9 protein-coding genes are annotated in these 13770 nt (G+C 74.0%); 6 read left to right on the top strand and 3 right to left on the bottom strand.

Annotation, left to right across the window (positions count from 1 at the left end):
- Positions 1–61 precede the first annotated feature (61 nt).
- Together K7862_RS27135 and K7862_RS27130 are read left to right on the top strand one after the other, a co-directional pair.
- Positions 62–1531 carry a lipase maturation factor family protein gene (locus tag K7862_RS27135; RefSeq protein ID WP_222967141.1) on the top strand — a complete coding sequence of 490 codons (1470 nt, stop codon included), beginning with the start codon at positions 62–64 and terminating at the stop codon, positions 1529–1531.
- A 32-nt stretch (positions 1532–1563) separates the two neighbouring features.
- On the top strand, positions 1564–2229 hold the full coding sequence (locus K7862_RS27130) for a tetratricopeptide repeat protein (RefSeq protein WP_222967139.1): 666 nt from the start codon (positions 1564–1566) through the stop codon (positions 2227–2229).
- Positions 2230–2233: 4 nt separating this feature from the next.
- Here K7862_RS27130 and K7862_RS27125 read toward each other — a convergent pair whose 3' ends face one another.
- A complete protein-coding gene (locus tag K7862_RS27125) occupies positions 2234–2707 on the bottom strand; it encodes a carboxymuconolactone decarboxylase family protein (protein ID WP_222967138.1) in 474 nt (157 codons plus the stop codon).
- Between the two features lie 220 nt (positions 2708–2927).
- Here K7862_RS27125 and K7862_RS27120 point away from each other — a divergent pair, with 220 nt between their 5' ends.
- A complete protein-coding gene (locus K7862_RS27120; protein ID WP_222967137.1) occupies positions 2928–3710 on the top strand; it encodes a peptidoglycan recognition protein family protein in 783 nt (260 codons plus the stop codon).
- A gap of 53 nt (positions 3711–3763) precedes the next feature.
- Here the strand turns inward: K7862_RS27120 and K7862_RS27115 are convergent, their stop codons facing one another.
- Positions 3764–4171: a winged helix-turn-helix transcriptional regulator gene (locus K7862_RS27115; RefSeq protein ID WP_222967136.1), complete on the bottom strand. Its 408-nt coding sequence runs from the start codon at positions 4169–4171 to the stop codon at positions 3764–3766.
- Positions 4172–4275: 104 nt separating this feature from the next.
- Between K7862_RS27115 and K7862_RS27110 the strand changes: the two genes are divergently transcribed.
- Positions 4276–5133: an SDR family oxidoreductase gene (locus K7862_RS27110; protein ID WP_222967135.1), complete on the top strand. Its 858-nt coding sequence runs from the start codon at positions 4276–4278 to the stop codon at positions 5131–5133.
- Between the two features lie 113 nt (positions 5134–5246).
- Here K7862_RS27110 and K7862_RS27105 read toward each other — a convergent pair whose 3' ends face one another.
- The gene (locus K7862_RS27105; RefSeq protein WP_222967134.1) at positions 5247–9248 is read right to left on the bottom strand and encodes a S8 family serine peptidase; all 4002 of its coding nucleotides are present in this window, start codon (positions 9246–9248) and stop codon (positions 5247–5249) included.
- Positions 9249–9451: 203 nt separating this feature from the next.
- On the opposite strand from K7862_RS27105, the gene K7862_RS27100 reads away from it, so the two are divergent.
- On the top strand, positions 9452–10423 hold the full coding sequence (locus tag K7862_RS27100; protein ID WP_222967133.1) for a helix-turn-helix domain-containing protein: 972 nt from the start codon (positions 9452–9454) through the stop codon (positions 10421–10423).
- Positions 10424–10602: 179 nt separating this feature from the next.
- Positions 10603–13767, top strand: a complete 3165-nt coding sequence (locus K7862_RS27095; RefSeq protein WP_222967131.1) for an MGH1-like glycoside hydrolase domain-containing protein — start codon at positions 10603–10605, stop codon at positions 13765–13767.
- Positions 13768–13770 lie beyond the last annotated feature (3 nt).

Raw genomic sequence — 13770 nt, 5'->3', positions numbered from 1 at the left:
GCGGGCGCCCGCGACCGGAGGTCCGCCCCGGCGGCGTGCCGTGCACCGGGAGGAGCGCCTCGTGGGCTGGTTCGCGGACTCCGGCTACTGGCTGGGGCGGCTGCTGTTCCAGCGCGGTCTGGCCGCGCTCTACCTGATCGCCTTCCTGACCGCGGCGGCGCAGTTCCGGCCGCTGCTCGGCGAGCACGGCCTGCTCCCCGTTCCGCGGCTGCTGGCCCGCACCCGCTTCCGCGACCTGCCCAGCCTGTTCCACGCCCACTACTCCGACCGGGCCTTCGCGGCCGTCGCGTGGACCGGCGCGGTGGCCTCGGCCGCCCTGCTGGCCGGCGCGGGCGACCGGATGCCGCTGAGTGCGGCCATGGCGCTGTGGGCGCTGGTGTGGGCGCTCTACCTGTCGATCGTCAACGTCGGTCAGACCTGGTACGCCTTCGGGTGGGAGACGCTGCTGCTCGAGGCGGGTTTCCTCGCCGTCTTCCTCGGCAACGACGACACGGCGCCGCCGGTCCTGGTGCTGTGGTTGCTGCGCTGGCTGCTGTTCCGGCTGGAGTTCGGCGCGGGCCTGATCAAGATGCGCGGCGACCGCTGCTGGCGGGATCTGACCTGCCTCTACTACCACCACGAGACACAGCCGATGCCGGGCCCACTGAGCTGGTTCTTCCACCATCTGCCGCGGCCGGTGCACCGGGCGGAGACCGCCGCCAACCACGTCGCCCAGCTCGCCGCGCCCGTCGTGCTGTTCGCCCCGCAGCCGGCGTCCGGCATCGCCGCGGCCTTCATGGTCGTCACCCAGCTCTGGCTCGTCGTCTCCGGCAACTTCGCCTGGCTCAACTGGCTGACGATCGTCCTGGCGCTGTCCGTGATGGCGGGTCCGCCGGCCGCCCGGCTCGTGGACGCCGGCACGCCGCACTACGCGGCGACGCCGGGGTGGTTCGAGGCGCTGGTGCTGGCCCTCACCGTGCTGGTGGCGGTGCTCAGTTACCGGCCGGCCCGCAACATGCTCTCCCGGCGCCAGCTCATGAACGCCTCCTTCGAGCCGCTGCACCTGGTGAACACCTACGGGGCCTTCGGCAGCGTCGGCCGCACACGCTACGAGGTGGTCGTCGAGGGGACGCGGGATCCCGGGTTCGCCGCGGCCGGGCGGACGCCGGGCGCGCTCGGGACCGGAACCGGAACCGGGGCCGTGCGGTGGGAGGAGTACGGCTTCAGGGGCAAGCCGGGCGACGTCCGGCGGATGCCGCGGCAGTTCGCGCCCTACCACCTGCGGCTGGACTGGCTCATGTGGTTCGCGGCCCTCTCCCCCTCGTACGCCGGGGCGTGGCTGCCGGGGCTGCTCGACCGCCTTCTCGACAACGACCCGGCCGTGCTGCGCCTGCTGCGGGCCAACCCGTTCCCGGACGCGCCGCCCACCGCCGTGCGCGCCCGGCTCTACCGCTACCGCTTCACCGACTGGCGGGAGCTGCGGGCCACCGGCGCCTGGTGGCACCGCACGCTCGTCGGGGACTACGTCCACCCGGTCACCAGGACCCGCTGAAGCCACGGGATCGGCCGGGCTACGCTCGGCCCATGACGAGGGACGAGCGCATCGGCACGGCGGAACTCCTGTACGAGCGGGCCGTGTTCGGCGGGGACGACAACGCGCTGGAGGGTGCGGACGCCGCCCTCGACGCGGTCGAGGCGGATCTGTGCATGACCCGGGGACGCGTGGTCCACGCCCGCTTCCTGGACAGCCGCCGCCGGGGACGGCCGGCGGCGGATCCGCGGGAGCTGGAGCTCTTCGAACGCGCGGCGCGGCTGTACCGCCGCTCCGGGGACACCCGGGGCGAGGGCGAGGCCGCGTTCTGGGTGGGCACGTTCCACCAGGTGGTGCGGGACGACACGGAGACGGCACTGCCGTCCTTCCGGCTGGCCCTGGACCTGGCCACCCGCAGCGGCGACCGGCTGACGATGTCCTACGCCCTGCGCCACCTCGGCTTCGCCGAGCACATGGCCGGCGACCTGGACGAGGCACGCCGGCTCTTCGAGGAGTCCACCCGGCTGCGCCGCGAGGTGGACTTCCTTCCCGGAGTGGCGGCGAACCTCATCGGCCTGGCCTACGTGGCCGCCCAGCAGCAGCGGCGGGACGAGGCGGCCCGGTTCCTCAAGGAGGCCGAGGAGCTGAGTGCGCGGACCGCGTCCCACGGCGTGCTGCTCTGGGCGGCCGAGGCCCGGGAGGAGCTGGAGCTCCCGTGAGCGGTCAGGCGAACTGGCCGGGCTGGTAGCCGCCGGCCGGCTGCCGGGTGATCACGTTCATCCGGTTGTAGGTGTTGATCAGGGCGATCAGCGACACCAGGGCGGTGAGCTGCTCCTCGTCGTAGTGCTTGGCGGCGTTCGCCCACACCTCGTCGCTGACGCCGCCGGAGGCGTCAGCGAGCCGGGTGCCCTCCTCGGCCAGCTCCAGGGCGGCCCGCTCGGCCTCGGTGAACAGCGTGGCCTCGCGCCAGGCCGCCACCATGGTGAGGCGCTGCACGGTCTCCCCCGCGGCCGCCGCGTCCTTGGTGTGCATGTCGAGACAGAAGCCGCAGCCGTTGATCTGGCTGGCGCGGATCTTCACCAGTTCCTGCGTCGCGGCCGGCAGCGTCGAGTCGGAGACGGCCTTCGCCGCCGAGTTGACGTACTTCGCGAACTTCGCTCCGCCGGGGTTGCCGTAGTAGTCGAAACGGGCGTCCATGGTGCTCTCCCTTGCCGCTCTCGGTGTGTGCACTGCCTTGACGGACCGGATCGGCGCGACGTGACAGGACCGGGTGTGACCTGCGTCTCGTCCGGCGCGCCTCAGCCGTACCCCCGCGCCGGCCCCGCCCCGGCGCCACCCACCCGGACCGGTCCGCGCATTCACCCGGACGGCCGCCGTACGGGTGTGCGGCGGCCATCCGGGGAGCAGCCTTTTCGGCATGTGGCCGCACCGGGTCAGGCTGGCGGCGGGGGCGCTGTCGCTGGCCTTCCTCGTGACCTGCTCGGCGCCGGAGCGCCATCCGCGGGTGGCCCGGCAGGCCCGCCCGGTGCTCCACACGGCGGCGCTGCGGCCGGTCGTCGTCCTGCGCTCGGCCTGGCACGCCGACGAGGGCGCGGTGCGCGACAAGCCGGTCTACGACACCGGGGTGCGCGCGGTCTTCATCCACCACACGGACAACCCCAACGACTACGACTGCACGAAGGACGTGCCCGTCATGCTGCGGGCGATGGAGCAGACGCACATCGCCCAGGGCTGGGACGACATCGGCTACAACTTCGTGGTCGACAAGTGCGGCGACGTCTACGAGGGCCGGGCGGGCGGCATCGACCGGGCGGTGCAGGGGGCGCACACCGAGGGGTTCAACATCGGCACCGTCGGGATAGCGGCGCTCGGCCACTTCGGCGCGGGCCAACCGGTTCCGCAGCCCATGCTGCGGGCGATCGCCCGCATAGCCGCCTGGAAGCTGGCGCCGGGGATCGACCCCCTGGGCAAGGTCCGCCTGGTGTCCAGCAACGACCGCAGCCGCTACCGGCGCGGTACCGCCGTGCGGCTCAACGCGATCTCCGGTCACCGGGACGTCTACGAGACGGACTGCCCCGGCGACGCCCTCTACGCGGCACTGCCCTGGATACGCCGCACGGCGGCGCGACTGCGCAAGGACGCCACCTGGCCCGCGGGCCTGGCGGCCAGCCCGCGCCGCGCAAGCAGGGCTGAGGGCTGAGGGCTGAGGGCTGAGAGCCACGGTCCCGGCCGGCCGCCGAACGGTTCGGCCGGTCAGACGCGGGGCCGCGCGGCCTTCTCCCGGTCGTAGGCCTCCCGGGCGGCGAACACCGTGGGCACCCGGTCCTCGGCCCAGCGGGCGAGCGCCCAGACCTGCCGGGCCGCTTCCTCACCGACCGGGGTCAGCGAGTAGTCGACGCGCGGCGGGATCACCGGATGCGCCTCGCGGTGCACGAATCCGTCGCGCTCCAGGGTCTGCAGGGTCTGCGCGAGCATCTTCTCGCTGACGCCGCCGACGGCGCGGCGCAGCTCGCTGAACCGGTGCGTGCCGTCGAGCAGCTCGGCCAGGACCAGGACGCCCCAGCGGCTGGTGACGTGCTCCAGGACCAGCCGCGACGGGCAGTCCGCCGCGTACACGTCCGGCGGGCGGGGCCGGCCGCCGGCGTCTTCACTCACGCTCATGTCAGTACCTTACTTCAAGGTGGGTACTTCCCTCTGGTTAGTACCCCCCTTAGGGTTGGTGTCACATCACGCACCAAGCCAGAGAAAACGGGAGCAATCGCCTCATGAGCATCGTCGTCACCGGAGCCACCGGTCACCTCGGCCGGCTGGTCGTCGACCACCTGCTGGCCTCCGCGCCCGCGGACCAGGTCGTGGCCGCCGTCCGCGACAAGGCCAAGGGGGCCGGTCTCGCCGAGCGCGGCGTCGAACTGCGCGAGGCCGACTACGACCGGCCCGAGACGCTGACGGACGTCTTCCGCCCGGGCGACGTCGTGCTGCTGATCTCCGGCAGCGAGGTCGGCCGCCGCGTGCCGCAGCACACCGCCGTCGTCGAGGCGGCCAGGGCCGCGGGCGTGGCACGCCTGGTCTACACCGGGGTGCTGGGCGGCCCGGACGCCGACTTCCGGCTGGCCGACGAGCACAAGGCCACCGAGCAGGCGATCCTCGACTCCGGTCTGACCTGGACCTTCCTGCGCAACGGCTGGTACCACGAGAACTACACCGCGCAGATCCCGGTGCAGCTCGAGCACGGCGTCGTCGGCAGCGCGGGCGACGGCCGCATCGGCGCCGCGTCCCGTGACGACTACGCGGCCGCCGCGGCGGCGGTCCTCACCGGCGAGGGTCACGAGAACCGGGCGTACGAGCTGAGCGGCGACCGGGCGTGGACCCTGGCCGAGTACGCGGCGGAGCTGTCCCGGCAGAGCGGCCGCGAGGTCGCCCACCAGGACGTGCCCGCCGAGGTCCTGGAGGGCATCCTCACCGGCGCCGGGGTTCCCGCGCCGATCGCCGCGATCCTCGTCGACGTCGACGTCTCCGGTATCCGCCGCGGCCTGCTGGAGGGTGCGACCGACGACCTGAGCCGGCTCATCGGCCGCCCGACCACCCCGCTGGCGGACGCCGTCGCCGCCGCCCTGCGCGGCTGACCGACGGCCACGCGACCGTCGCCGCACCGTACCCGGGGCGGGCCGAGGCGACGGCAGGCCGCCGTCACCATCCCTCGCCGGGTGTGGTGACGGCGGCCTGACGGTGTGTCCGGTCAGTACGAGAACTGCTGGATCTGGGCGTCGTCCGGGCCGAACGTCCAGCCGGTCCTGGTGGCCGGGTCGAGCTGGACCGCGTCCTCGGCGCCACCGTGGCCGCCGATCACGAAGCCGGGCAGCGTCCTGAGCACCTGTCCGGTGGTGAGGTCAACGACCGAGAGCTGACCGGTCGCGTTGTTGTCCGGGACCCACAACCCCGCACCGAAGTACGGAGTACCGGCCGGGGTGGGGTAGGACACCACGGCGATCTTGTGCGTGCCGTCCACGGCCAGGGCCGAGGGCTTGCCGACCCGCAGGGTCGTCGCGTCGCCCGCGGCCTTGCCCGCCGCCTCGTCGATCGGGCTGATCACCCCGGTCGGGATGATGTTCACGCTGATCACCGTCGCCGACAGGTCGTACAGGGTGCCGGCGCCGTCGGTGGCGAGGCCGTGACCGCACCCGGAGGCACTGCCGTCGGCCGTCACCGTCCGCGCGGTCAGGTCGACCCGGGCGACGGTGACCCCGCCCAGGCAGTTGAACGCCCCGGCGGTCTTGGCCAGGAAGACGTCACCCGAGGACGGGTCGACGGTCATCAGGCCGTACGTCCCCGTGCCGACGCCACTGGGGTCGGCCGGTATCGGCGCGCCGGCGGCGCCGGAGGCGAGGTCGACGGGCAGCACCTCGTCGGCGTTCCCGGTGCCGTGCAGCAGGACCGCGCCGCGTGCGTGGGCACCGTCGACCCGGCCGGTGACATACGTGGCGTCGCCGGCCGCGAGGGTGGTGCTGCCCACCAGCGTGTCGCTGCCGGTGTTCCACGTCTCGATCCTCAGGTCGCCGTCGGCGGCGCGGTGGGCGAGCAGCGCCCGGTCCGCGGTGGCGCCGATGACCTGGTAGGACGAACCGTCACCGGAGTCCGAGGTGATCACGGCACCGTAGCGGCCGGTGGCGGTGGCGTAGTGCCGGACCTCGCTGCCGCCGTCCGGCCGGGCGAGAGCGGCCACCGAGTGGTCGCCCGCGGCGGCGAAGCTCTGCACCGTCGCGCCGCCGGGCGCGAGCCCGTCGTCGAAGGCCAGGGACGACAGCGGGGAGGCCTGCCCGGCGACATGGCCGTCCCGGTCGAGCGCGAGGACCCGCACGCCGTAGAGGTCGGAGCCGGTCAGGCCGAGCGCGGCCGCGTCGAGCCGGACGTGCCCGGCGGTGGCGGGCAGCACCTTGTGGAGCACCGACGGGCTGTCGACGCCGTTGTCGTCCAAGGCGGTGCCGTTGGCGTTGGTGAAGGTGTTGAGCGATCCGTGCTGGGTCGGGGCGGGCGAGGAGAACTCCACCTCGGCGCCGCGGGCGCCGTGCACGGCCCGCACGTCGTAGTCCAGGGTGAACTGCGAGGCGGCGCGGGTGACTTCCGCGGTGTGCCCGGCGACGCCGTCGGCCCCGGTCAGCAGCGGCGCGACGGGCCGGTCGGCGGACGTGCCGCCGGCCACCCGGACCGGCGCGAACTCGCCGTAGGCGACGCGCAGCGGGTTGCCGCCGAAGCCGGACTGGGCGATGCCGATGCCGTACAGGCCGCCGCCGTGGAAGGCGGAGGCGGGGATGGTCACGGTGCCCTTGGGCGCGGTCAGCGGCTGGTGCCACGCGGCGGTGAACAGCGGTGCCAGGTCCGGGTTCCAGTGCCCGACCGTGGACAGCACGAGCTGCGGCGAGGAGGTGCCCGTGACGCCCGTCAGGTCGTAGGACACCGTCACCGGAGCACCGGCGGCGACCGTGGCGGGCGCCTTGGGCGCGGACGCCTCGGCGTACTGGCCGTCGCTGGGGCCGACCGCCAGGGTGCGCGTGGCGGACGCCACCGTACGGCCCCCGGCGAGCACCCGGTAGGTGACGGTCACATCCCGGTCGGCGGTCGCCACCACCGGCAGGCCGGCGGCGGTCAGCAGCTGCTCCGGGGTGACGCGGATCGCGGGACCGGCCGAGCGGAACACCGTCGAGCCCACGGTGAGCGAGTACGTCGCGTTCGCGGGTGCGCCGGTGACGTCGCCGGCGAAGGTGACCGGGCCGACCAGGCCCTCGCCGTCGCCGCCGGAGGCGTGGTCGCCGAGGTCGATGCGGTTCTGGTCGGTGGCCTCCAGGAACGCGCCGCCGAGGTCGCCCAGGGTCACGTGGTGCGCGACGGACAGTCGGACCAGGTCGGTGCCGTGGGTGGTGCCGCCGAGCGCCTGCTGCACCGCTGCGGTGACGTCGACCTGCGGGCCGACGTGGAGGCTGCGGTCGATCTGCGGCGGCGTGGGCACGGCGCGGCCGGTCCGGGCGAGCACCTGCCGCACCTGACCGGGCGTCAGGTGGTGTCCGGCCAGGCGGCCGGCCTGCAGGACGACCGCCGCGGCCGCGGCGATCTCCGGGGCCGAGGCGGAGGTGCCGCCGTTGAGGGAGACGTCGACGTCCTGAGGGGAGCCGTGGGCGCTGTGCGAGAAGGCGAGGATGTTGTCGCTGGGTGCCGACAGGTCCACCCGGCTGCCGAAGCCCGAGGAGAACGTGCCGAAGCCGCTGATCCGGGTCTCCGCGGTGGTCGCCGGGCCGCCGGCGCCGGAGGACAGCGTGTCGTCCAGCGTCGTCCCGCCGGCGGCGATGGCGCCGCTGTCGGGCACCCGGGAGGGCGCGGTGGACAAGGCGTCGTCGTCGATGACCGTGGCCGCGGCCGCGTTGGGCGCCAGGTCGGTCGGCGTGCTGCCGCCGTCGGGGCCGACCGCGGCGGGGGTGTAGAGCCGCGTGCCGTCGTTGGAGGAGATGGACACCACGATGCCGTCGCGCACGATGGCGGCGACGGTGGCGCGGATGAACGGGTCGTCCTCCAGGTAGCGGCCGGGGAAGCCCTGGGCGTCGGTGCCGAAGCCGAGGCTGGCGGTGATGACGTCGGGGCGCGGCGACTGGTGGGCGGCGGCCAGCAGCGCGCCGGCGATCCGGTCGGTGGTGGGCTGCTCGGGCACCACGAGGCGGTAGTCCGCGCCCGGCGCTATGCCCAGCAGGTCGGTGTAGCCGCTGCCGGTGGCGCCGGGGCGCTGCCGGTCGTGGGCCAGCGGCGACATCACCGAGAAGTCGAGCATGACCTCGCCGAGGCCGGGGTCCTGGTTCTCGGTGGACGCGGCGCCGTCCAGACCGCCGCCGTCCTTGGCCACGTAGGCGGGTATCAGCGGCATCGACGGCAGGTCGAGGTAGCGCTGGCCGTCCTTGAGCACCGTGGTCGGCCCGTTGGACTGCACGTAGTCGTCCCCGGCGTCCGCCATGGACTGGTCGGTGAGGTCGCCGATGGAGACGTTGGTGACGGTCTCGCCCGCGCCGGGCTGCTGGCCGTAGTGGCCCTGCAGCAGGGAGAAGGCGCCGACGGCGTCCACACCACCGGAGTTGAGGAGGGCCTGGGCCGACGACGTCAGGGCGTCGTTGGCCGGCACCCCCGCTGCGGTGGCCGGCGTGGCCGCGCCGTGGGCCGCGGCGGACGGCCGGACGGCCTTGCCGCCGATCGCCGGCACGTTCGCGGGCAGCGGCACCGCGCCGGAGTTCATGGTGTTGACGTAGCGGTCGGGCTCGGCGTAGGCGACACCGGGGGCGCCCTGCAGGGCGCGGGCCACGGCGGCGGAGTCGTGCCCGCTGGTCTGCAGGACGTAGGTGCCCGCGAGGCCGCTCCCGCCGTTCTGCACCGCGGGGCGCAGCGACGTCGCCCCGACGGCCTTGAGCCGCGCGTCCAGTCGGGCGTTGCTGGTGTGCGGGGTGCGAGCGGCGAGCCGTGTGCCGGGCACCGTGCCGCCGGTCACCGAGGTGCCGGCCGCGAGGCCGACCAGGACCTGACCGGGCACCACGCCCTCGCGCTGCCTGGCCGGCTGGGGCGGTGACTGCCGCGCGGAGGCGTCGAGCGGCGTACGGGGCGACGGCGGGGCCGCGGACGCGGGGACCACGGCCGTCGCGGAGGCGGCGGCGACGGCGAGCACGACGGCGGCTCGGGCGAATCTGCCGCCCGGGGGATGAGCACGGGGCATGGGGCGCCTTCCGGTTCCGGAGGGGGTCGGTGGCGCAGACCTGCTGCGCACACGCGAAGGGAGGCCGGACCCGGCCGATCGGGCCCGGGCCGTGGTCCCTTGACCAGGCGACCCTCCCAATCGGCCGCTGAGAGGCGCAAGAATGCGCAGGTGGCCGACTTCCGCCAGGTGGCGGCCGGTGGCCAGGAACGACCGGAGCGGAAATGGAACTTGACGTCCTCGGACTCAACGAGGAAACAGAGCGGGTGTACACCGCGCTCGTGGGGCTGCCGCGCAGCGCGGCCGGACGGATCGCGGAGGCGTGCGGGCTCTCCCCGAGCGCGGCCGGGCGGGTGCTGTCCGGCCTGGTCAGGGACGGTCTGGCCGCCCGCGCGGCGGGCCGCCCGCCGCACTTCACCGCGACGGCGCCGGACGTGGCCGTCACCGCGCTGATCCAGGAGCGGGAGCACCGGCTGGACGCCGCGCGCTCCCTGGTGCAGAAGCTCACCGAGACCCACCGTGAGGCGCTGCGCATCAGCGACCCGGACATCGCGGTGGAACTCCTCACCGACCGCGAGGACATCAGCGCCGCCGTGCGCCGGCTGACCGAGGGCGCCCGGCGCGAGGTGCGGGCGTTCGACCGCCCGCCGTACGTCGACCGGCCGGGCAGCAACCTGCAGACGCAGGTCGAGCGCCAGCGCACCGGCGTGGTGCACCGGGTGATCTACGACCGGGCGGCCGTCGCCTGGCCGGGCCGGCTGGAGCACGACATCCTGCCCAGCGTCCGCACCGGCGAGCAGGCCAGGGTGCGGGCGGACCTCCCGCTCAAGCTCGTGGTCTCCGACGACCGGTCGGCCATCATTCCCTTCAGCCTCGCCCCCGGCGGTCATTCGGCGGCCTATCTGATCCACCGCTCCCCCATGCTGAGCGCGCTGGAGGCGCTGTTCGAGGCGGAGTGGGCGCGCGCGGTCCCGCTGCAGGACTCGCTGCGGCACGCCGACCCCTCCGGTCCCGACGCCGAGACGCGCGCGCTGCTGCTCCTGCTCACCTCGGGCAGCACCGACGCCGCGATAGCCCGTGCCCGGGGCTGGAGCCAGCGCACCACGCAGCGCCGCATCCACCGGCTGATGACCGATCTCGGGGCGTCCACCCGGTTCCAGGCGGCAGCCCTGGCGGCTCAACGCGGCTGGCTGTGAGCCGACTTCTTACAACGATAGAAACATCCGCCCCACCGGCGGCCCAACCATGCATCAGCTGAGGACACTTGTCACACAGGGAGGGGAAAAACCCGTGAGTGCAGCGGGGTTGACGTTGACGGGTCAACGATGGCCATCATTTCCATCGTTATAGAAGCCGCTACGACGGAGGTCCCCCGATGCCTCAGCAGGTGCACCACGGCCCGGGCAGAGCACGGCCCCCGGGGGCCGGTTCCGCCGCCCAGCGCCACGCCGCCCGCGCGACGGCATGCGTCGCCGCGTTCGCGGCGCTGGTGCTGCTCGCGCTCGCCGGCGCCTCGGGCCAGGCCCTGGCCTCGGGGCTCCCGGGAGCCGGCCGCGACACGGCGCCCGGCACCCCCCAGCCGTACCCGGCGGTGGGGGCGGGCACCCACTTCCTGGACGACGCCTCCTACCTGTCCGGGGTGGCCGATCCCGCCTGGTACGAGGCCAACATCCCGTTCGTCGACCTGCCGGACGCCACGATGCAGAGCGTCTACTACTACCGCTGGCGGGACTACAAGGAGCACCTGCGCTACACCGACCCGGCCGACGGCTGGATCTCCACGGAGTTCCTCGACTGCTGCGGCTACGCGGCGCCCTACCAGGCCATCAACGCCGCGGCCGGGCACCAGATCACCGAGGGCCGCTGGGTGCGCGACCAGTCCTACGACGACGACTACATCCGGTTCTGGCTGACCGGGCCGGGCGCCGGCAGCAAGCCCGCCACCGACGACGTCAACGCCGACACCGCCGACTGGGCGCACGAGTACAGCGTGTGGCTGGCCACCGCGGCGTACCAGCAGGCCGAGGTGACCGGCGACTTCAGCCGGGTGAAGGCCCTGCTGCCCGCGCTGGTGCGCCAGTACCGCGGCTGGGACAAGCAGTTCGACGCGAAGCTCGGCCTGTACTGGTCGGTCCCGGTGTGGGACGCCATGGAGTTCTCGGCCTCCTCCTACGCGTCGGGCGACCCGTACCACGGCGGCGCGGGGTACCGGCCGACGCTGAACTCCTACCAGTACGGCGACGCGATGGCGATCAGCGCGATCGCCCGCGCGGCCGGCGACCCGGCGCTCGCCGCCGAGTACGCCGGACGCGCCGCAGGGCTGAAGACGGCCCTGCAGAAGTGGCTGTGGGACCCGAGCCGCGGCTTCTACTACGCCATGGCGCGCGACGGCAACCCGGACCACAAGCTGTCCGACACCCGTGAGGAGATCGGCTACATCCCGTGGATGTTCGGCGCCGCCGAGCCCTCCGACGCCTCCGCCTGGTCCCAGCTGCTGGACCCGCAGGGCTTCGCGAGCGCCTACGGCCCGACGACGGCCGAGCGCCGCAGCCCGTACTTCATGCACGAGGCCGGCAACTGCTGCCGCTGGGACGGCCCGAGCTGGCCGTTCGCGACCTCGCAGACGCTCACCGGCATGGCCGACCTGCTGGACGACTACCCGGCGCAGAACGCGGTCACCAAGGACGACTACGCCGCCGCCCTGGCCACGTACGCCAGAACGCAGACGCGCAACGGCAAGCCCTACGTCGCCGAGGCGCACGACCCGGACAACGACCGCTGGATCTACGACGGTTACGACCACAGTGAGGACTACAACCACTCGACCTACGACGACCTGGTGCTGTCCGGTCTGATCGGCCTGCGTCCGCAAGCCGGCGGCAACCTGCGCGTGCAGCCCCTGGTGCCGTCCTCCTGGGACCACTTCGCCGCCGAGAACGTGCCCTACCACGGGCACAACGTCACGGTGCTGTGGGACCGCGACGGCAGCCACTACCACCAGGGCGCCGGCCTGCGGATCTACCTCGACGGGCGTCCGGTGCGCTCCTCGGCCACGCTCAAGGACACCACGGTGGGCGTCGGCGCGACCGTGGCCGCCGCGCCCCCGGGCCTGGTGAACGACGCCGCCAACCCGCTGCGCCAGGGCTACCCCAAGCCGCTGACCTCGTACACCTGGACGTACGACAACGCGTGGAACGCGCTGGACGGCAAGGTCTGGTTCGACGAGGTCCCGGAGAACACCCGCTGGACGAACTACTCCTCGCCCAACGCCCAGGACTCCTACGGCGTCGACTTCGGCGCTCCCACGAGCGTCAGCGACATCCGCTGGTACGGGTACGACGACGGCGGCGGGGTCCGGCCGGCCGCCGCGTACCGCGTGCAGTACTGGGACGGCGCGGCCTGGCAGGACGTCCCAGGGCAGGTGCGCGACTCCGCCCAGCCGGTCGGCGACGGCCTGAACCGGATCACCTTCCCGGCCCTGACCACCAGCCGGGTGCGGCTGCTGTTCACCGACCCGCCGGGGGCCTTTGTCGGCGTGACGGAGTTCCAGGCCTGGGGGGCCTCCAGCCGCGACGCGTCGGTCGGCGTCGGACCGGCGAACCCCGACGGGCTGATCACGGTGGGCGGTTCGACATCGGTGGACGTCACCGTGCGCAACACCACCGCCGACCGGCTGGACGCCGCGTCCGTGCGCCTCGCGGCGCCGGCGGGGTGGACCGCGGCCCCGGCCGGCGACCGGCCGGAGTCGATCGCCCCGCACGGCTCGGCCGTCTGGCACTTCACCGTCGGCGCCCCGGACGGGATCGCGCCGGGCACCGCGGGGGCGCTGATGGCCACGGCCGACTACCGGCGGGGACACGGCGCCACCGAGTCGACGCACCACCTGCAGAACGTGCGGACCGTGTTCGCCGCGGGGCAGCACGATCCGGTGGGGGTGTGGAGCCTGGACGAGACGACCGGGACCGTCGCCCACGACAGCGCGGGCGGCCACGACGCGACGCTGAGCGGCGCGCCGGCCCGGGTGCCGGGCGTCTCCGGATCGGCGCTGCAACTCGACGGCAACGGGGGTCAGTTCGGTCAGACCCAGACTCCGGTGCTGGACACCACGGGCAACTTCTCGGTGAGTGCCTGGGTCCGGCTCGACCGCACCGGGTCGTGGGCCACCGCCGTCAGCCAGGACGGCTCCGTCAGCAGCGGCTTCTACCTCCAGTACTCGGCCGCGGACAACCGCCTGGCGTTCTCCACCGGCGAGGGCCGGGCGCTGTCCGACCAGGCACCGGTGACCGGCCGGTGGTACCACCTGGTGGGTGTGCACGACGCGGACGCCGGCACGTACACCCTGTACGTCGACGGCGCGGCGCAGTCCACCGTCTGGCACCAGCCGGCCGGTGACGCGGCGCCCGGTCCCTTCGCCATCGGCCGCGGCTTCTCGGGGTCGCACGACGCCGACTTCTGGCCGGGCGCGATCGACCAGGTCCAGGCCTGGAACCGCGCGCTGACGGCTGCGGACGTCGGCGCGCTGGACGCTCCGGCGTCCTGAGAG

Source organism: Actinacidiphila acidipaludis (genome assembly GCF_019890725.1).
Lineage (GTDB): Bacteria > Actinomycetota > Actinomycetes > Streptomycetales > Streptomycetaceae > Actinacidiphila > Actinacidiphila acidipaludis.
This window is presented reverse-complemented; position numbering and strand designations above follow the sequence as displayed.